This window comes from Burkholderia pseudomultivorans, assembly GCF_001718415.1.
Classification (GTDB): Bacteria; Pseudomonadota; Gammaproteobacteria; order Burkholderiales; family Burkholderiaceae; genus Burkholderia; species Burkholderia pseudomultivorans_A.
In genome coordinates this window covers 2,815,174-2,834,532 of sequence record NZ_CP013378.1, presented here as the reverse complement: position 1 = coordinate 2,834,532, position 19,359 = coordinate 2,815,174, and the positions used below count along the sequence as shown (strand labels likewise).

Genomic DNA, 19,359 nt, shown 5'->3' with positions numbered 1-19,359 from the left:
GCGGCTCGACGCGAATTGACTGGCTCGGCCAGCCGAACAATCGGCGCGCGGCCGTCAGCCGGCGCCGAGCCACGCATCGGCGATGTCGCCGCCGAGCGTGTCGAGCGGCCCGTCGTGGACGATCCGCCCGCGCCCCATTACCGCGACGCGACGCGCCAGCCGCGGCGCGAGCTGCAGCCGCTGCTCGATCAGCACGATCGCGACGCCGTCGGCCTGCAGCGCAGCGAGGCACGCACGCACCGCGTCGACCGCGCGCGGCGCCAGCCCTTCGGCCGGCTCGTCGACGATCAGCAGGCGCGGGCCGCCGGCGAGCGCGCGCACCAGCGCGAGCACCTGCTGCTCGCCGCCCGACAGCCGGCCAGCCTTCACGTCCGCGCGCGCGGCCAGCAGCGGAAAGCGCGCGAACAGCCGCTCCAGCGCCGTGCGCGCGGCTGCGCCGCCGACGCCGCGCAGCCCGAGTCGCAGGTTGTCGCGCACGCTCAGCAGCGGAAACACGTCGCGGCTCTCGGCCACGTAGGCCACGCCGCGCCGCGCGATCTCGAACGGCCGCGCGCCCGCGCATTCGACGCCCGCGATCCGCACCGAGCCGGTCGTGCGCACCAGCCCCATCACGGCCTTCGCGAGCGTCGAGCGTCCCGAGCCGTTGCGGCCGAGCAGCGCGAGCGTCTCGCCCGGCGCCAGCGCGAGATCGACGCCGTCGAGCACCGGCTGCAGCCCGTATCCCGCGCGCAGCCCGCGGATCTCGAGCAGCGCGCTCATGCGCCGCCCTCGCCGAGATACGCGGCGCGCACGGCCGGATCGGCGCGAATCGCGTCGGGCGCGCCGCTCGCGACCACGCGGCCGCGCACCAGCACCGTGATGCGCTCGGCGAAACCGAACACCGTGTCCATGTCGTGCTCGATCATCAGCACCGTGCGCCCCTGCGTCGTCGCGCGGATCAGCGCGATCATCCGCGCCGCCTGCTCGCGGTTCATGCCGGCTGTCGGCTCGTCGAGCAGCAGCGTGCGCGCGCCGCTCGCGAGCGCGATGCCGAGATCGAGCGCGCGCTGCTCCGCGTAGCTCAGTTCGGCGGCCGGCGTCTCGCGGCGCGCGTCGAGACCGACGTCGTGCAGCACGCGTGCGGCCGCGCGATCGACCGACGCCGATTCGCGCAGCCGGTTCCACCAGCGCCGCCGCTCGGCCGGCGCATGCAGCGCCGCGCAGCGCAGGTTGTCGAACACGCTCAGGCGCGCGAAGGCGCTGGTCTGCTGGAAGCTGCGGCCGATGCCGAGCCGGCTCGCGACGACCGGCCCGCGCCCCCGCAGCTCGACGCCGTGCAGCACGACCCGCCCGCGCGTCGGCCGCGTCGCGCCCGCGATCACGCCGAACAGCGTCGACTTGCCCGCGCCGTTCGGCCCGATCAGCGCATGGCGCTCGCCGGCCGCGACGCTCAGCTCGACACCGTCGAGCACGGTCTGCGCGCCGAAGCGCTGCACGATGCCGTGCAGCGCGATCGCATTGCCGTTCATCGCGTGTCCTCCTGCGCGCCGCGCGCGAGCCGCGCGCGCCAGCCCCACAGCAGCGCGCCGATGCCGGCCGCCGAGCAGGCGACGGCCCAGCCGGCCGGCATGTCCGCGTCGATACGCCACGCGCCGAACGCGAGGCCGCTGCCGTCGTCCGCTGCAAAGCGCCACGCATAGCCGAGCTCGGTCGCGCAGACCAGCGCGATGCACCAGAACGCGCATGCGGCGACGCCGCACAGCATGCGCCACCGCTCGCTTGCCGGCGCACCGCGCCGCAACGCGTGCGCGAGCGCCGCCGCGATGCCCGCGAGCCCGCGCGGCGCGGCCACCACGACCACCACGAACAGCACGCCGAGATACAGCGCCCAGCCGCGCGACACGCCCGCGACGACGATGCTCAGCGCGGTCAGCACGGCTGCGCCGGCCGCCGGCCCGAAGAAGCTGCCGGTGCCGCCGATCACCGCGGCGATCAGCACGGTCGCGGAGCGCGCCATCGACACGCTGTCGGGCGTCGCGATCTCGACGTCGATCAGCGTCAGCGTGCCGGCCACGCCCGCGAAAAACGACGCGCAGGTGACCATCGCGAGCCGCACGCGACGCGGATCGGTGCCGAGCGCCGCAACCCGCGCGGGATTGTCGCGCACCGCGTTCGCGAGCCGTGCGAGCGGCGTGCGCGTCAGCGCGTGCATCGCGAATGCCGAGCCGACGCACCACGCGGCGATCACCGCATACGCCTGCGCGGGCGCGCCGAAATGCCAGCCGAACCATGCCGTGCCGCTCGCGCGATCGATCGGCACGCCGCCGATGCCGCCGAACCACGCAGGCACGCTCCACGCGGCGGCCGCCACGCACTCGCCGAGCCCGAGCGTGATCATCGCGAACGCGGTGCCCGCGCGACGCGTCGCGAGCAGGCCGGCGAGCCAGCCGAACGCGGCGCCGGCCGCGCCGCCGACGAGCGGCAACAACGGCAGCGGGCCGCCGAAGCGGTTGAACCAGTGCGCGGCCGCGAACGCGCCGAGCCCCGCGAACGCCGCATGCCCGAACGACAGCAGCCCGGTCGTGCCGAGCTGCAGGTTGTACGACAGCGCGAGCACGACGAGCGCGGCCGTCTGCGCGAGATAGCCGAGCATCGCACCGTGCGGCCACAGCCACGCGGGCAGCGCGACGCAGGCCGCGAACAGCGTCCAGCGCGCGACGCCGGCGAACGCGGCGCTACGCATCGGCGCGCTCGCCGAACAGCCCGCGCGGGCGCGCGACCAGCACCGCGACCAGCAGCAGGTACGGCACCAGCGGCGCGAGCTGCGCGATCGACACCGCGGCGACGCTGTCTGGCAGCGCGAGGCCGGCCCACTGCGCGAGCTCGCGCAGCGACGTGTCGCTCGACGCGGCGAAGGTCTGCGCGAAGCCGACCGCGAGCGACGCGACGAATGCGCCGCCGAGCGAGCCGAGCCCGCCGATCACGACGACCGCGAACACGACGGATCCGACGGTCTCGGCGAGCGCGGGCTCGATCACCGCGAGCGGTGCGCCGATCACGCCGGCCAGCGCCGCGAGCGCGGTGCCCGCGCCGAACAGCGCGGTCATCAGGCGCGGCACGTCGTAGCCGAGCACCTCGACGGCCGCGCGATGCGTGAGCGCGGCGCGCACCACGAGCCCGATGCGCGACGCGCGCAGCAGCACGCCGAGCGCGACCAGCATCGCCGCGGACATCGCCATCATGAACAGCCGGTAGCGCGGCAGCGCGAGGCCGAGCACGGTCACGGGCGCGCCGTCGAACAGCGCCGGCACCGGAGCCGGCAGCGGCGCGAGACCCCACGCGAGCTTCGCGCCCTCGCCGATCAGGTAGGCCAGCCCGAAAGTCAGCAGCAGCTCGCTGGTATGGCCGTGCGCCTGCACGCGGCGCAGCAGCCAGCGCTCGCAACCGGCGCCGAGCAGCCCGACCGCGAGCGGCGCGAGCACGAGCGCGGGCCAGAACCCGGCCTGCGCGGCGATGCTGTAGCCGACGTACGCGCCGAGCATGTAGAAGCTCGCATGCGCGAAATTCAGCACGCCCTGCACGCTGAAGATCAGCGTCAGGCCGGCCGACAGCATGAACAGCAGCAGGCCGTAGCTGAGGCCGTTGAAGGCCTGGAGCGCGAACGCATGCACCGCGGGAACCGTCAGGTCGCGAGCGGCTCGAGCGCGGCGCGCAGCGCATCGGGCAGCGCCACCGGCCGGCGCGTGCCGCGATCGACGTACACGTGCACGAAATGGCCCTGCGCGGCGGGCGACGCGCCGCCGGCCGCGAATAGCCCGATCTCGTAGCGCACGCTCGACGTGCCGAGCTTCGCGACGCGCAGCCCCGCATCGACCGCCTGCGGAAACACCAGCGGCGCGAAGTAGTTGCACTGCGTCTCGACGACGAGGCCGATGGTCTGGCCGTGCTCGACGTCGAGCACGCCCGCGCGGATCAGGTACGCGTTCACGACCGTGTCGAAGTAGCTGTAGTAGACGACGTTGTTCACGTGCCCGTAGACGTCGTTGTCCATCCAGCGGGTCGTGATCGGCAGGAAGTGGCGATAGGCGTCGCGCGGACGCGGCTGCGGCTTGTCGGACATGGCGGTGTCGGTGGCGGTCAGGACGACGTTGGATGGACGTCGCGCAGGCCCGGCGGCACGGCGCGACGGTGTGAAAGCACGGCGCGGCGACGGTGCAGCCGATCCGGCCGCCGCGCCGCGCGGATCGCCGGCGGCACGACGGTACGGGCCGCCGCGCGGGCAAGCCGGCCCGTCACTGCCCGGGCCGGTCGACGAACTGGAAATCGAGGCCGCGCGCGCGCATCCAGTCGGCGAGCGCGTAGCCGGTGCCGGCGCGCCACGGCCGCAGCAGCGGCGGATCGACGAGCCGGTATTCGAGCAGTTCCGGCGACAGCGCGACCGTGCCCGACGCGCGCACGTGGTACGCGATGATCAGTTCGTTCTTGCGGATGAATTCGTACACGCCGACCAGCGCGATCTGCTCGGCCTTCAGCGCGGTTTCCTCGAACACCTCGCGGGCGATGCCGTCCTCGGGCGTCTCGCCGTTCTCGAGGAAGCCGGTGATCAGCGCGAACATCCCTTCCGGCCAGGCCGCATTGCGCGCCAGCAGGATCTTGCCGTCGAGCTCGACGATCGCCGCGACGACCGGCAGCGGGTTGTTCCAGTGCACATAGCCGCACGCATCGTCCGGGCACGCCTGGCGCAGGCGGCCCCCTTCATGGTCGGGATCGGCGCGTTCGATCAGCGGGCTCGCGCAGCGCGGGCAGAAACGGTAGTCGGCAACGGTCATCGGGGGGACATGGCGGGCGCGGCACGGCGCCCCGCTCGGCGCGGAAAGGTTTCATTCTAGCGAGTTTGCCCGCCGCGCAGATGATCCGGCCCCGTCAGGATTCGCTCATGCCGGAAGCCGGGATCGCGCGCGAGCCGCCGCGGCCGTCGCCGCGAAGCCGGCCGCGCCCGCCAGCAGTGCGGCGACCGCGACCCACAGCGCCGGCGAAAACGAGCCGAAGCGCGCGGTCAGCGGCGCGGCGACCAGCGGCCCGAGGATCTGCCCGATGCCGTACGACGCGGTCGCATAGCCCATCAGCCCCGCCGCGCGCTCGCCATGCAGGCGCCGCGCCTCGCGCATCGCGAACAGCGTGATCGCGGTGAACGGCAGCCCGAGCAGCACGCTGCCGATCGAGAAGCCGGCCGCATTCGGCCAGACGATGCCGGCGACGATGCCGAGCGCCTGCGTCGCGCAGCCGGCCGCGAGCAGCGGCCGGTTGTCCCAGTGCCCGGGCAGCCGCGCGGCGGCGATCGCGCCGACGATCAGCGCCGCGCCGAACATCGGCCAGAACAGGTCGGGCCACGGCGAACCGGCCGGCAGCGCCGCACGTGCGATCACCGGCAGGAAGGTGGCTGTGATGATGTAGCCGAAACCCGGCATCCCGTACAGCACGACGAGCCACGCGGCGTCCGCGCGATGGCGGCGCGCGCCGGCAGCCGGCGCCGCGACGGCGGCCGCCTGCGGCGCGGCGGCGGTCGCGGGCGCGCCGGTCGCCGGCGCAGCGGCGAAGGTGCGCCAGATCGCGGCCGACAGCACTGCCGCCAGCGCGGCGAAGCCGAGCCAGCCGGGCGCCGCGCGATGACCGGCCAGCGCGCTGCCGATCAGCCCCGTCAGCACGATGCCGACGCCGGGCCCCGCGTAGATCACCCCGCTCCACTCGGGCGCATGCAGCTCGGCGAGCCGCCGCAAGCCCCATTGCGACATGAACACGAAGGTCCACGCGCTGACGACGCCCGCGACGAAGCGCACCGCGAGCCACACCAGCAGCAGATGGCCGACGCCCATCGCGGCGGTCAGCAGGACGGTCGCGGCGAGCCCGAGGCGGACCATCCGCGCGGGCGCGACGCGCAGCGCCGCGCAGCTGACCGCGCCGACGAAATAGCCCGCGTAGTTCGCCGACGCGAGCCAGCTGCCGGCCTTCAGCCCGATCGAGCCGTCGGCGAGCATCAGCGGCATCAGCGGCGTGAACGCGAAGCGGCCGACGCCGAGCGCGACGGCCAGCCCGACCATGCAGGCCAGCGCAGCCGTACGGGCGCGGCGATCGGTTTCGCGTGACGGGCGCGCGTCGAGCGCGGCGGTCGGGGCATCGGAACGGGACATGGCGGCAACGGCCGCGCATCACGCGCCGGCCTGAATGGAAATCGGAATGTTTGTAGCCTAGCTTGACCGAACATTCTCTAAAAATGAATAATTCAGAATCGAGTCATCACATGGAGAGAACCATGGACCTGGCGGCGCTGGCGATTTTCCGCGCCGTCGTGCGCGAGAACGGCGTGACGCGCGCGGCGGCGAAGCTCAATCGCGTGCAGTCGAACGTGACGACGCGCATCAAGCAGCTCGAGGAGGAGCTCGGCGCCGCGCTGTTCGTGCGCGACGGCCGCCGGCTGGTGCTGACGCCGGCCGGACAGACGCTGCTGCCGTATGCGGAGCGCCTGCTCGCGCTCGCCGACGAGGCGCGCGACGCGGTGCGCGAAGACACGCCGCGCGGCCGGCTGCGGCTCGGCACGATGGAGAGCACGGCCGCGAGCCGGCTGCCGGCCGTGCTGGCGCGCTATCACCATGCGTGGCCCGACGTGTCGCTCGAACTCGTGACGGGCACGACCGGCTGGCTGATCGACAAGGTACGCGACTTCGAGGTCGACGCCGCGCTGTTCGCGCGGCCGCCCGCGCCCGACATGCTGCCCGACACGTTCGAGACGGTGCCGGTCTTCCGCGAGGACCTGGTGCTGCTGACGCCGCGCGGCCATCCGCCGGTGCGCACGCCGCGCGACGTGGTCCTGCCGACGCTGGTCGCATTCGAGCGCGGCTGCTCGTACCGCAAGTACGTCGAGCAGTGGTATGCAGCGCACGGGATGAAGCCGGCGCGCGTGCTCGAACTCGGCTCGTATCACGCGATCGTCGCGTGCGTCGCGGCCGGCGCCGGCATCGCGGTCGCGCCGCGTTCGGTGCTCGACCGGCAGCCGGAAGCCGGCAACGTCGCGCAGCACGAGATCGCCGAACTCCACGGCATCGACACGCTGCTCGCGTGGCGGCACGGCTATGCGTCGGCGGCGCTCGCCGCGCTGCGCGATGCGCTGGCGGAAGCCGCGCGGCAGACGGACGACGCAGCGGCACAGCGGACCGTCGCGATGCCCGCCTGACTGCATGCGGCCCGGCGCACGGCGCAGGCCGCGCCGCGCAGGCCGCGCGCACTGCAATGCCGCCGCTCGGGTGCAAGCGAAGCGCCAGCGCGCAACGGTTCCCGGCCATCCATGCAAAACGACCCGACCGGCCAACGCCGATCGGGTCGTTTCATGCGATCCCCTCACAGGACCGCGCAGCGCCGAACCGCACGGCGCCCGCCCGGGGCGCCGCGCGTTGCACACATCAGAGGCGCTCTTCCACCCAGCCCTTGACGCCCGCGAGCGCCGCCGGCAGGTTGGCCGGCTCGGTGCCGCCCGCCTGCGCCATGTCGGGACGGCCGCCGCCCTTGCCGCCGACCTGCTGCGCGACGAAGTTCACGAGCTCGCCGGCCTTGACCTTCTTGCTCGCATCGGCCGTCACGCCGGCGATCAGGCTGACCTTGCCGCCCTCGACCGCCGCGAGCACGATCGCCGCGCTCTTCAGCTTGTCCTTCAGCTTGTCGACCGTCTCGCGCAGCGTCTTCGCATCGGCGCCGTCGAGCGTCGCGGCCAGCACGTGCACGCCGCCGACTTCGACGGCCTGCTGCGCGAGCTCGTCGCCCTGGCTCGACGCGAGCTTCGACTTCAGCGCCGACAGCTCCTTCTCGAGCGACTTCACCTGGTCCTGCACCTGCGCGATGCGCTGCGTCAGCTCCGACGGCTGCGCCTTCAGCGCGGCGGCCGCTTCGTTCACGCGCGCGTCGAGTTCCTGCACGTAGCGCACCGCGTTGTCGCCGGTGATCGCCTCGACGCGACGGATGCCGGCTGCGACGCCGCCTTCCATCACGATCTTGAACAGGCCGATGTCGCCGGTGCGGCTCACGTGCGTGCCGCCGCACAGTTCGCGCGAGAAGCCCAGATCGAGCACGCGCACCTCGTCGCCGTACTTCTCGCCGAACAGCGCCATCGCGCCGCCCTTCACCGCTTCGTCGTACGGCATCACGCGCACGATGCCCGGCGCGTTCGCCAGGATTTCGTCGTTGACGATCTGCTCGACGCGACGGATTTCGTCGTCGCTCAGCGGCGCGTTGTGCGCGAAGTCGAAGCGGGTCTTGTCCGCATCGACGAGCGAACCCTTCTGCTGCACGTGCGCGCCGAGCACTTCGCGCAGCGCCTTGTGCATCAGGTGGGTCGCCGAGTGGTTGCGCTGCGTGCGTGCGCGGCGGTGCGCGTCGATCTCCGCGCGCAGCACGTCGCCGACCTTCAGCGTGCCCTGCTCGAGCGTGCCGTGATGGCCGATCACGTCGGCCTGCACCTTCAGCGTGTCGGCCACCGCGAAGCGCGTCGCCGCATTCGCGAGCACGCCCTGGTCGCCGACCTGGCCGCCCGATTCCGCGTAGAACGGCGTGTGGTCGAGCACGACGACCGCATCCTGGCCGGTCTTCACCTCGTTGACGGCCGAGCCGTCGACGTACAGCGCGACGACCTTCGCGTCGTCGAACGCGATTTCCTCGTAGCCGTGGAAGGTGGTCTTCGCGCCCGTGTATTCGAGGCCCTGCGTCGCCTTGAACTTGCCGGCCGCGCGCGCCTGCTCGCGCTGGCGCGCCATCGCGTCGTCGAACGCCGGCTCGTCGACCGTCATCCCGCGCTCGCGGCACACGTCGGCCGTGAGGTCGAGCGGGAAGCCGTACGTATCGTGCAGCTTGAACGCGAGTTCGCCGTCGAGCACCTTGCCGCCCTTCGCCTCGACATCGGCCAGCGCGGCCTCGAGGATCGACATGCCGTGCTCGATGGTCTCGAAGAAGCGCTCCTCTTCCTGGCGCAGCACGTCGGTCACGCGCTGCTCGGCTTCCTTCAGCTCCGGATACGCGACGCCCATCTCGGCGACGAGGTCGGCCACCAGCTGATGGAAGAACGCGCCCTTGCGGCCGAGCTTGTAGCCGTGGCGGATCGCGCGGCGCACGATCCGGCGCAGCACGTAGCCGCGACCTTCGTTGCCGGGAATCACGCCGTCGACGATCAGGAACGCGCACGCGCGGATGTGGTCGGCGATCACCTTCAGCGAGTTGTTGTTCAGGTCGCTGGTCTCGGTCACGCGCGCGGCGGCCTTGATCAGGTTCTGGAACAGGTCGATTTCATAGTTGCTGTGCACGTGCTGCAGCACCGCGGCGAGACGCTCGAGGCCCATGCCGGTATCGACCGACTGCTTCGGCAGGCGCGTCATGTTGCCCTGCGCGTCGCGGTTGAACTGCATGAACACGAGGTTCCAGATCTCGATGTAGCGGTCGCCGTCTTCCTCGGGCGATCCCGGCGGGCCGCCCCACACGTCCGGGCCGTGATCGTAGAAGATCTCGGTGCACGGACCGCACGGGCCCGTGTCGCCCATCGTCCAGAAGTTGTCCGACGCGTAGCGCGCGCCCTTGTTGTCGCCGATCCGGATGATCCGCTCGGTCGGCACGCCGACGTCCTTCGCCCAGATGTCGTACGCCTCGTCGTCTTCCTGGTAGACGGTGACCCACAGCTTTTCCTTCGGCAGCTGGTAGACGGTCGTCAGCAGTTCCCACGCGAACTTGATCGCGTCGTGCTTGAAGTAGTCGCCGAACGAGAAGTTGCCGAGCATCTCGAAGAAGGTGTGGTGACGCGCGGTGTAGCCGACGTTCTCGAGGTCGTTGTGCTTGCCGCCCGCGCGCACGCTGCGCTGCGCCGTCGTGGCGCGCGAGTACGGGCGCTGGTCCGTGCCGAGGAACACGTCCTTGAACTGGACCATGCCCGAGTTCGTGAACATCAGCGTGGGGTCGTTACCGGGCACGAGGCTCGACGAGCGGACGATCGTATGGCCCTTCGATTCGAAGAATTTGAGAAATTTCTCGCGGATTTCGGCAGCTTTCATGGCGTGCGGGGACAGTCTGGCTAAGACGGCTTCAAACGCCGGCGGCCCGGACGGGCGTACGGCGGCATATTCGGAAACGATCGATTATACGGGATCGGCAGCCGTTCCCGGCAAAGCGGCTCGGCCATCCGGCCGCCCCGGCTGGGCCACTGCCGCGGCCGATTCGCCTTAAGATGCTCGGCATGCCGGTTCGCGTTGCCGGCGCAACGCACGGCCAAGCCAACCAAGGAGACGATTCGACGATGGGTGCCCTGAGCCATATCCGCGTGCTGGACCTCACCCGCGTGCTCGCGGGCCCGTGGTGCGCGCAGACACTCGCCGATTTCGGCGCGGACGTGATCAAGGTCGAGCGCCCCGGCGCCGGCGACGACACGCGCCACTGGGGGCCGCCCTACCTGAAGGACGCGCACGGCGCGGACACCGCCGAGGCCGCGTACTACCTCGCCGCGAACCGCAACAAGCGCTCGGTGACGGTCGACATCGCGACGCCCGAAGGCCAGCAGATCGTGCGCGAACTCGCCGCGCAGAGCGACGTCGTGCTCGAGAACTACAAGGTCGGCCAGCTGAAGAAATACGGGCTCGACTACGAATCGCTGCGCGCGGTGAAGCCCGATCTCGTCTACTGCTCGGTCACGGGCTTCGGCCAGACGGGACCGTACGCGCACCGCGCGGGCTACGACTTCATCGTGCAGGGGATCGGCGGCTTCATGAGCATCACCGGCGAGCGCGACGGCGAGCCGGGCGGCGGCCCGCAGAAGGCCGGCGTCGCGATCGCCGATCTCGCCACCGGCCTGTACTCGACGATCGCGGTGCTCGCCGCGCTCGCGCATCGCGACCGCACCGGCGAAGGCCAGTACATCGACATGGCGCTGCTCGACGTGCAGGTCGCGCTGCTCGCGAACATGAACACCAACTTCCTCGCGAGCGGCAAGCCGCCGGTGCGCTGGGGCAACGCGCATCCGAACATCGTACCGTACCAGACGTTCCAGACCAGCGACGGCTGGATCATCGTCGCGGTCGGCAACGACGGGCAGTTCCGCAAGTTCGTCGAGGCCGGCGGGCGCGCCGAGCTGGCCGACGACGAGCGCTTCGCGACCAATCCCGCGCGCGTGCGCCATCGCGACACGCTGGTGCCGATCCTCGCGGAGATGGTGAAGACGCGCAGCAAGACCGCGTGGATCGATGCGCTGGAAGCAGCCGGCGTGCCGTGCGGGCCGATCAACGATCTCGACGAGGTGTTCGACAACGAGCAGGTGATCGCGCGCGGCATGCAGATCGCGCTGCCGCACCCGTGCGGCGCGGACGTGAAGCTCGTGCGCAACCCGATCCGGATGAGCGCGACGCCGCCCGACGCGCGCACCGCCCCGCCGCTGCTCGGCGCGCAGACCGACGAGGTGCTGCGCGACATGCTCGGCTACGACGAGGCGCGGATCGCCGCGCTGAAGGCGAAACAGGCGATCTGAGCGAACGGCCCGGCCGGAGGCGGCGCGTCACGCGGCAGCGGCGCCGGTGCGCCGCGCGAGCGCGTCGAGCCAGCCGCGCGCGTCGGGCCAGTCGCCGAGGCCGCTGTCCGCGTTGATGTGGCCGCGCGGGCCGATGTCGTGGAACGCGCTGCCCCACGCGTGCGCGCAGCTGCGTGCGAACGCGAGCGACCCGTACGGATCGTCGCCGCTCGCGACGACGCAGGTCGGAAACGGCAGGCGTTCGTGCGGCACCGGCCCGAAGCCGTGCGCGTCGGCCGGAAAGGCCGGCCCGGCAGGATCGGGCAGCGCGACGAGCAGCGCGCCGTGCACCTTCGAGAGCGCGGCGGGCCGCGCATAGCGCGTCGCCCACCAGGCGGTCGTCAGCGTGCCGAGGCTGTGCGCGGCGATCAGCACCGGCCCGCGCGCGGCCTCGACCGCCCGGTCGAGCGCGAGACACCAGCCGTTGCGGAACGCGCGCTCCCAGTCGGGCATCGCGATGCGCGTGAAGCGCGCGTCGGCGCGCTCCCAGCGGCTTTGCCAGTGGAGCGGACCGGAATTGCCGTAGCCCGGCAGGATGAAGATGCGGGAATCGCTCATGAAGGGGATGCGTCGACGCGTGAAGTCGTTATAGGGGTCGACGCAGTGTCGCACATCCGTTCCTCCCTGATCTTGCCTGTCAAAAAACCGGAAGGATGTGCGCGACGCCCGCGGGCGTCGCAATCGGCCGGCGCGCGAGGCGCCGGCGTCGTTCAGCGTACGCCCGCGCCGACCAGGCCGCCTGCGGCCGCGCCGGCGACCGTGCCGACCGGGCCGCCCGTGATCAGGTAGCCGAGCGCGCCACCCGCGGCCGCGCCGATACCGGCATTGCGCTGCGTATGCGTCATCGCGCATGCGCCGAGTTGCGACAGGGCCGCGACGATCACCGCGGTGCGAACGAGAAAAGTGGTCTTCTTCATCATGGTTGTTGGTGTCCTCCCGCCGCGCGGCAACGCGGGCAGCGGCATTGAAACGGTGAAACCCATCATAGAAAAACCCGAATGGCGCGGGCAATCCGATTTACGTCGTGTTACAGCCGACACAAAGTCGAGATATTGCGATTGCGCGACACGCCTGCCCCGCCGCCAGCGGCGAGCCGCGCGGGACCGACCCCGGTCAGGTAGAATTGCAGGATTAAACCGGCGCGACGCGCCGACACAACCTGACGCCATCCGCATGAGCACCGAACGCAACGACGCCCCCGCGGCTTCCAATTTCATCCGCAACATCATCGACGACGACAACCGCACCGGCAAATGGGGCGGCCGCGTCGAAACGCGCTTCCCGCCCGAGCCGAACGGCTATCTCCATATCGGCCATGCGAAGAGCATCTGCCTGAACTTCGGCGTCGCGAACAGCTACGGCGGCGTTTGCCATCTGCGCTTCGACGACACCAACCCGGAAAAGGAAAGCATCGAATACGTCGACTCGATCGTCGACGCCGTGCGCTGGCTCGGCTTCGACTGGCGCAAGGACGCGGTCGACCACCAATATTTCGCGAGCGACTACTACGACAAGCTGTACGAATACGCGGAGCTGCTGATCAAGCGCGGCAAGGCCTATGTCGACAGCCAGAGCGCCGAAGAGATGCGCGCGAACCGCGGCTCGCTGACCGAGCCGGGCAAGCCGTCGCCGTTCCGCGACCGCACGCCCGACGAGAACCTCGACCTGTTCCGCCGCATGAAGGCCGGCGAGTTCAAGGAAGGCGAGCACGTGCTGCGCGCGAAGATCGACATGGGTTCGCCGAACATGAACCTGCGCGACCCGGTGATCTACCGGATCCGCTACGCGCACCATTACCGCACCGGCGACGCGTGGTGCGTGTATCCGATGTACGACTACACGCACTGCATCTCGGATGCGCTCGAAGGGATCACGCACTCGCTGTGCACGCTCGAGTTCGAGGATCACCGCCCGCTGTACGACTGGGTGCTGAACGAGCTCGCCGAAGCCGGCGTGTTCACGCGCCCGCTGCCGCAACAGATCGAATTCTCGCGCCTGAAGCTCACGTATGCGATCACCAGCAAGCGCAAGCTGCTGCAACTCGTCAACGAAGGCCACGTCGACGGCTGGGACGACCCGCGCATGCCGACCATCGTCGGCGTGCGTCGCCGCGGCTTCACGCCGGACAGCATCCGCCTGTTCTGCGAGCGGCTCGGCGTGACGAAGGTCGATTCGTGGATCGACATGAGCGTGTTCGAAGGCGCGCTGCGCGACGATCTCGACGACAAGGCGCCGCGCACGGTGGCCGTGCTCGATCCGCTGAAGCTCGTGATCGACAACTACCCGGAAGGCCAGGAAGAAGCGTGCACGGCGCCCGTGCATCCGCATCATCCGGAGCGCGGCGTGCGCACGTTCCCGATCTCGCGCGAGCTGTGGATCGAGCGCGACGACTTCGTCGAGAACCCGCCGAAGGGCTATTTCCGCCTGTTCCCCGGCAACAAGGTGCGGCTGCGCTACGGCTACGTGATCGAGTGCACGGGCTTCGACAAGGACGCCGACGGCAACGTGACGGCCGTGCACTGCAACTACTTCCCGGACAGCAAGTCGGGCACCGACGGCGCGAACAACTACAAGGTCAAGGGCAACATCCACTGGGTCAGCGCGAAGCATGCGCAGCCGGCCGAAGTGCGCATCTACGACCGCCTGTTCAAGGAGCCGCATCCGGACGCGGGCGACGCGAACTTCCTCGACGCGCTGAACCCCGATTCGAAGAAGGTCGTGCAGGCGTTCGTCGAGCCGGGCGCCGGCGACGCCGCGCCGGAAACGCACTTCCAGTTCGAGCGGCACGGCTACTTCGTCACCGACCGCATCGATTCGAAGCCGGGCCAGCCGGTGTTCAACCGGATCGTCGGGCTGCGCGACAGCTGGGGCAAGCCGGCCTGACGGCCGGCCGGGCGCGGCGGCAAGCGCCCGCGCCCGGTCGCGACAGCATCGGCGCACCATGAAAAAAACCGGCCCCGGCCGGTTTTTTCTTGCGCACGAAACGCCGCTCGACGCGATGCCGCACACGCGGCGCCGTCATGCGCGCTGCAGGCGCCGATGCAGTTCCGCCAGCGGCAGTGTCGTGCGGAACAGCCGCGCGAGGCTGCGGCTCGCATAGGCGTCGACGTCGGCGGGCGTCGTCCAGCGGTACGCATCCATCTCGGGAATCAGCGAGCCGTCGCGACGGCTCGGAAACAGCGACGTGCACGTGCAGTGCGCGGGATCGATCTCGCCGTCGGCGACGCGCACCGCGAACAGGTGCAGGTCCTTGTCGTGCCGGTACGCGAAGCGGCCGAGATCGAGCAGCCGCCCGACCTCGAACACGATGCCGGTTTCCTCGCGCAGTTCGCGCAGCGCGGCGTCGGCCGGCGACTCGCCGGGCTCGCCCTGCCCCTTCGGGATATCCCAGTGCGTCGTGTCCGTCGCATGCGCAAGGAACACCTGCCCGGCCCCGTCGAGAATCACGACGCCGCACGACACCGTGCGCGGCGCGCCGCCCCGCTTCATCGCGTGCGCGCTCAGCGCTTCTGGAACTGCCAGTTGCCCGCGGCCGTCTTGCAGTAGACGGGGCGCAGCGTCATCGTCTGGCCCTTCGCGGCGATTTCGGTGGCGACTTCGCGGCAGGTCTTGCCGTCCTTCTCGGTGGTGGTCGGCGTGAGCTTCGCATCGATCTGCGTGCCGCGGCCGCTGCTCTGCCACGTCGTGGTCTCGCCGTCCTTGCCTGCGTCGCGCACTTGCGCAACCGCCTTCGACAGCGACGCGCGGTCCGCCTTGCTGAAATAGCTGATCGGCGTGTCGCTCAGGAAGTTCAGGTTGTTCTGCGCATGGGCAGGCAGCATCGCGGCAGCGCACGCGGCACCGGCCAGCACACGCGAGACGAGGGAAAGGGATGCACGCATCGACATGTTGTTCTCCTTGGATGTTCGATCGAACGGCGTGGCGCGCCCCGGCGAACCGGTGCGCGCCACGCCCGTCAGCGAGCGAGCATAGCATGCGTGCCGCGACGGGGCCCTGCTAGCGGGCCGCCTGCGCGGCCGTTTGCGGGGCCGTTTGTTGATATCCGTCAGTCAGCGTGTTCAGGAACGCGATCACGTCCTTGATCTCGGCCTCGTCCAGCGCCGGCTTGTCGCCCGGCTTGCGGTCGAACGGCGGCTCGCGGTTGATGTTCGGCCAGTAGCGCTTCGGCAGGTCGTCGTAGATCTGCACCTTGCCGTGCACGACCGGATAGAACTTCTCCGGATGGATGTCGCGCTCGACGTAGAAGCGCATCACGTCTTCCAGCGAGTGGTACACGCCGTTGTGGAAGAAGGTCTTGCGCAACGCGACGTTGCGCAGCGACGGCGTGCGGAACAGCCCGCAGAATTCGTCGCGGCCCTTCAGGTCGGTGCGCTCGGGGCCGCATGCGCCAAGATCGTAAAAGCGCGGGTCGCGATTGACCGGCAGCGCGCGGTTGCGCGGCACCGCGATTGCGATCAGCCCGAAATCGCTGAACTGCGGCGGCGTGCCGTCGAGCGTGCGCTGGCTCACGTGACAGCTCGCGCAGTTGCCCTTCTTCTCGTCGTTGAACAGTTGCAGCCCGTGCAGCTCCGCGGGCGTAAGTTGCGCGCGGCCGGCCAGGTACGCGTCGTACTTGCTCGTGTACGGATCGAACAGCGCCGGCTGCTGCTGGAACGCGTCGAGCGCACGCAGCACCGCGCCGAAGGCCGCCTGGTCGTCGGCGAGCACCTGCTCGCCGAACGCCTTGCGGAACGCATCCGCATACGGCGCCGCGCGCACCGCCTGCGCGACCCGCGCCGGCGAGCTGCTCATCTCGAACGGCGACAGCAGCGGAATGCGCGCCTGCGCGTCGCGCGTGTCGACGCGGCCGTCCCAGGTCAGGCCGCCGGTCGGGCCCGCGTCGATGCTTTCGTCGCCCTCGTCGGGCGAATCGTGAAAGTGCTCGCTGAACGGCGGAATGCCGCGCAAGTACTTCAGCGACGGCGCCGCGCGGAATCCGGTGCGATGCATGTCGTCGCCGCCGAGCTGCACCGACAGCGCGTTCGGCGGCCCGAACGCGTGCTCGGCGCTGTGGCACGATGCGCACGCGAGCTTGCCCGAGCCCGACAGCGACGGGTCGAAGAACAGTTGCCTGCCGAGCGCCGTCATCTGCTTCACGCCCTCGAACACCTGCGCGCGCGTCTGCGGCTGGCTGGCCGGCGCGACGGCCGGCGCGGCCGGGGCGGCCTGTGCCGCGGGCACGACGGACGCGGCCGGCGCATTCGCGTCCGGCCGCGCATCGCAACCGGCGAACGCCGCGAGCCCGGCAGCCAGCGCCAGGGTCGCCACGGCGTGACTCAACGGTCGCGCGGACGCGAGGGATTTCGGGGTGATGGGCATCGTCGTTCTATGGGTAGCGGTGGCAATCGTGCGGAGCTTATGTCAGTTCCGTGACCGTCACATGACGTTCTACCGACAGTCAATTGAAAGCAGCCCTACACCCGCCTGTCAAATCGTTTCCAGATAATGCGCGCAGCCGGTCGGCGCGTGCCGAGCCGGCGCGACGCCAACCCGGTTCCCACACGCGACCAACGACGAAAGAGAGAACAACGCATGAAGAAGCACGCCTGGATTCGCTACACGCCGATCGCCCTCGCGGCCGCGCTCAGCCTGACCGCCTGCGGCGGCGACGACGTCACGCAGCAGGGCTTGTCCGCCGTCAAGAACGTCGTCGTGATCTATGCGGAAAACCGCAGCTTCGACAACCTGTACGGCAATTTCCCGGGCGCGAACGGCCTGCAGAACGCAACGGCCGCGAACTCGGTGCAGAAGGATCGCGACGGCTCGACGATGGCGACGCTGCCGAAGGTCTGGGGCGGCCTGACCGCGACCGGCATCACGCCGGCGGTCACCGAGGCGATGACGGCGAATCTGCCGAACGCGCCGTTCGCGATCGACGATCCGAAGGGCTTCAACCAGCCGATGAGCATCGCGACGCGCGACATCGTGCACCGCTTCTACCAGGACCAGATGCAGATCAACGGCGGCAAGAACGACATGTACGCCGCATGGACCGATGCGGGCGGCCTGACGATGGGCCACTACACGCCGGACCCGTCGAAGCTGCCGCTGTGGAAGATCGCGCAGCAGTACGTGCTCGCCGACAACTTCTTCATGGGCGCGTTCGGCGGCTCGTTCCTGAACCACCAGTACCTGATCTGCGCCTGCGCGCCGTACTATGCGAACGCCGACAAGAGCCCGGCGGCCGGCAAGATCGCCGTCCTGAACGCCGACGGCAAGTCGCTGAAGGTGGCGACGAACTCGCCCGCCTCCGCGCTGAGCGGCCCGCCGAAGTTCGTCAACGACGGCGCGCTCACGCCCGACTTCTACGCGGTCAACACGATGCAGCCGCCGTATCAGCCGAGCGGCAACAAGGCGGCCGCCGGCGGCGACCCGCTGCTCGCCGATCCGGCCAACAGCTCGACGATGCCGGCGCAGACGGCGACCAACATCGGCGACCTGCTGACCAAGGCGAACGTGTCGTGGGCCTGGTACGGCGGCGCGTGGGGCCAGGCGCTGCAGGCGAGCCAGAACGGCACGTCGAACGTGATCTACGGCGCCGACCTGTCGACGCCGAACTTCCAGCCGCACCACCAGCCGTTCAACTACTTCGCGAACCAGGCGCCGGGCACCGCGAGCCGCGCGCAGCACCTGCTCGACGGCGGCGCGAACGGCGCCGAGTTCATCAAGGCGATCGACGCCGGCACGCTGCCGCAGGTCGCGTTCTACAAGCCGCAGGGCAACCTGAACGAGCACCCGGGCTACACGGACGTCACCTCCGGCGATCAGCACATCGCCGACGTGATCGCGCACCTGCAGGCGAGCCCGCAGTGGAAGAACATGGTCGTGATCGTCACGTACGACGAAAACGGCGGCTTCTGGGATCATGCCGCGCCGCCGACCGCCGACCGCTGGGGTCCGGGCACGCGCATTCCGGCGCTGATCGTGTCGCCGTATGCGAAGAAGGGCTTCGTCGACCATACGCAGTACGACACGGGCTCGATCCTGCGCTTCATCACGCGCCGCTTCTCGCTGCCGCGCCTCGCGGGCCTGCAGCAGCGCGACGACGCGCTGAAGGCCAACGGCGCGCAGCCGATGGGCGACCTGACGAACGCGCTCGAGCTGTCGCCGAACCTGTAACGGCGCGGCGCTGCACCGGCCGGCGCGAAACCTGAAGGGGCCGCCGCGGGCGCACCCGCATGCTGCAAGCCGAACGCGTTGGCGGGTCGCGCCGGGCGCTGCTCGACCTGCTCCGCGCCGGCAAAGTCGACGACACGGTGCTGCATCGGGTCCGAACTCGCCTTCGAGGAACTGCGGCGGCTGCGGCTGCTCGAAGCGTAACCACCGGCGCCGGTGCCGGCCCCTTCCCCAACTGGAATTCCCATGAGCGAACTGTCCGTCGAAGCGAGCATCGGCTCGATCGATTACCTGGTCCACTTCAGCGACGGCGTCCACCAGTGGCGCGCCGACGAACCCGCGCCGCTCGGCGGCGGCGACGCCGCGCCGACGCCGGTCGCGCTGCTGCTGTCGAGCCTCGGCGCATGCACGGCGATCACGCTGAAGATGTACGCGCAGCGCAAGGGCTGGCCGCTGACCGAAGTGCACGTGAAGCTCGCCCACGAATCGGGCAGCACCGGCAGCACGATCACGCGCCGCATCACGCTCGACGGCGAGCTGTCCGGCGAGCAGCGCGAGCGCCTGCTGCAGATCGCGAACGCGTGCCCGGTACACCGGATCCTCACCCATCCGATCACGATCGACACCGCGATCGCGTGACGCAC

At 70.5% G+C, this 19,359-nt stretch carries 18 protein-coding genes; 5 read left to right on the top strand and 13 right to left on the bottom strand.

The genetic code is table 11. The annotated features are described in order from the left end of the window. Positions 1 to 54: 54 nt before the first annotated feature. The 7 genes from WS57_RS25370 to WS57_RS25340 all read right to left on the bottom strand — a co-directional run bounded on the left by WS57_RS25370 (position 55) and on the right by WS57_RS25340 (position 6,167). Entirely contained in the window at positions 55 to 759 is a 705-nt protein-coding gene (locus tag WS57_RS25370) for an ABC transporter ATP-binding protein (RefSeq protein WP_059518308.1), read from the bottom strand. Continuing rightward, complete coding sequence (locus WS57_RS25365; protein ID WP_060242235.1) at positions 756 to 1,508, bottom strand: ABC transporter ATP-binding protein; 753 nt, start codon at positions 1,506 to 1,508, stop codon at positions 756 to 758. Before WS57_RS25365 ends, WS57_RS25370 begins: the two co-directional genes overlap by 4 nt. Next, positions 1,505 to 2,722, bottom strand: a complete 1,218-nt coding sequence (locus WS57_RS25360; protein ID WP_069244990.1) for a branched-chain amino acid ABC transporter permease — start codon at positions 2,720 to 2,722, stop codon at positions 1,505 to 1,507. The genes WS57_RS25365 and WS57_RS25360 overlap by 4 nt, the downstream gene beginning before the upstream one ends. Beyond that, a complete protein-coding gene (locus tag WS57_RS25355) occupies positions 2,715 to 3,650 on the bottom strand; it encodes a branched-chain amino acid ABC transporter permease (protein ID WP_059518316.1) in 936 nt (311 codons plus the stop codon). The genes WS57_RS25360 and WS57_RS25355 overlap by 8 nt, the downstream gene beginning before the upstream one ends. 11 nt (positions 3,651 to 3,661) lie before the next feature. Next, on the bottom strand, positions 3,662 to 4,099 hold the full coding sequence (locus WS57_RS25350) for an acyl-CoA thioesterase (RefSeq protein WP_059518318.1): 438 nt from the start codon (positions 4,097 to 4,099) through the stop codon (positions 3,662 to 3,664). 172 nt (positions 4,100 to 4,271) lie between these two features. Then, positions 4,272 to 4,808 carry an NUDIX domain-containing protein gene (locus WS57_RS25345; RefSeq protein WP_040127193.1) on the bottom strand — a complete coding sequence of 179 codons (537 nt, stop codon included), beginning with the start codon at positions 4,806 to 4,808 and terminating at the stop codon, positions 4,272 to 4,274. Positions 4,809 to 4,913: 105 nt separating this feature from the next. After that, positions 4,914 to 6,167 carry a YbfB/YjiJ family MFS transporter gene (locus WS57_RS25340; protein ID WP_059518320.1) on the bottom strand — a complete coding sequence of 418 codons (1,254 nt, stop codon included), beginning with the start codon at positions 6,165 to 6,167 and terminating at the stop codon, positions 4,914 to 4,916. A 122-nt stretch (positions 6,168 to 6,289) separates the two neighbouring features. On the opposite strand from WS57_RS25340, the gene WS57_RS25335 reads away from it, so the two are divergent. Next, positions 6,290 to 7,207, top strand: coding sequence for a LysR family transcriptional regulator (locus WS57_RS25335; RefSeq protein ID WP_040127191.1), 918 nt, complete (start codon positions 6,290 to 6,292; stop codon positions 7,205 to 7,207). A gap of 226 nt (positions 7,208 to 7,433) precedes the next feature. Here the strand turns inward: WS57_RS25335 and alaS are convergent, their stop codons facing one another. Next, the gene (alaS, locus tag WS57_RS25330) at positions 7,434 to 10,058 is read right to left on the bottom strand and encodes an alanine--tRNA ligase (protein ID WP_069244989.1); all 2,625 of its coding nucleotides are present in this window, start codon (positions 10,056 to 10,058) and stop codon (positions 7,434 to 7,436) included. Between the two features lie 242 nt (positions 10,059 to 10,300). Here alaS and WS57_RS25325 point away from each other — a divergent pair, with 242 nt between their 5' ends. Continuing rightward, on the top strand, positions 10,301 to 11,521 hold the full coding sequence (locus WS57_RS25325) for a CaiB/BaiF CoA transferase family protein (protein WP_069244988.1): 1,221 nt from the start codon (positions 10,301 to 10,303) through the stop codon (positions 11,519 to 11,521). 27 nt (positions 11,522 to 11,548) lie between these two features. Here WS57_RS25325 and WS57_RS25320 read toward each other — a convergent pair whose 3' ends face one another. After that, positions 11,549 to 12,118 (bottom strand): RBBP9/YdeN family alpha/beta hydrolase, encoded by a 570-nt coding sequence (locus tag WS57_RS25320; protein ID WP_069244987.1) that lies wholly within the window; start codon positions 12,116 to 12,118, stop codon positions 11,549 to 11,551. 152 nt (positions 12,119 to 12,270) lie between these two features. Beyond that, a complete protein-coding gene (locus WS57_RS25315) occupies positions 12,271 to 12,480 on the bottom strand; it encodes an ornithine acetyltransferase (RefSeq protein WP_006497729.1) in 210 nt (69 codons plus the stop codon). Between the two features lie 253 nt (positions 12,481 to 12,733). Here WS57_RS25315 and WS57_RS25310 point away from each other — a divergent pair, with 253 nt between their 5' ends. Then, the gene (locus tag WS57_RS25310) at positions 12,734 to 14,443 is read left to right on the top strand and encodes a glutamine--tRNA ligase/YqeY domain fusion protein (RefSeq protein ID WP_009688309.1); all 1,710 of its coding nucleotides are present in this window, start codon (positions 12,734 to 12,736) and stop codon (positions 14,441 to 14,443) included. 135 nt (positions 14,444 to 14,578) lie between these two features. Here WS57_RS25310 and WS57_RS25305 read toward each other — a convergent pair whose 3' ends face one another. The 3 genes from WS57_RS25305 to WS57_RS25295 form a co-directional block, all read right to left on the bottom strand. Continuing rightward, on the bottom strand, positions 14,579 to 15,049 hold the full coding sequence (locus WS57_RS25305) for an NUDIX hydrolase (protein WP_009688310.1): 471 nt from the start codon (positions 15,047 to 15,049) through the stop codon (positions 14,579 to 14,581). A gap of 11 nt (positions 15,050 to 15,060) precedes the next feature. Beyond that, positions 15,061 to 15,447 (bottom strand): hypothetical protein, encoded by a 387-nt coding sequence (locus tag WS57_RS25300; protein ID WP_040127187.1) that lies wholly within the window; start codon positions 15,445 to 15,447, stop codon positions 15,061 to 15,063. Between the two features lie 109 nt (positions 15,448 to 15,556). Next, the gene (locus WS57_RS25295; RefSeq protein WP_069244986.1) at positions 15,557 to 16,918 is read right to left on the bottom strand and encodes a cytochrome-c peroxidase; all 1,362 of its coding nucleotides are present in this window, start codon (positions 16,916 to 16,918) and stop codon (positions 15,557 to 15,559) included. 213 nt (positions 16,919 to 17,131) lie between these two features. Between WS57_RS25295 and WS57_RS25290 the strand changes: the two genes are divergently transcribed. Both WS57_RS25290 and WS57_RS25285 read left to right on the top strand, forming a co-directional pair. Then, positions 17,132 to 18,718, top strand: a complete 1,587-nt coding sequence (locus tag WS57_RS25290) for an acid phosphatase (RefSeq protein WP_059482359.1) — start codon at positions 17,132 to 17,134, stop codon at positions 18,716 to 18,718. A 243-nt stretch (positions 18,719 to 18,961) separates the two neighbouring features. After that, positions 18,962 to 19,354, top strand: a complete 393-nt coding sequence (locus WS57_RS25285; protein ID WP_040127184.1) for an OsmC family protein — start codon at positions 18,962 to 18,964, stop codon at positions 19,352 to 19,354. Positions 19,355 to 19,359: the final 5 nt, after the last annotated feature.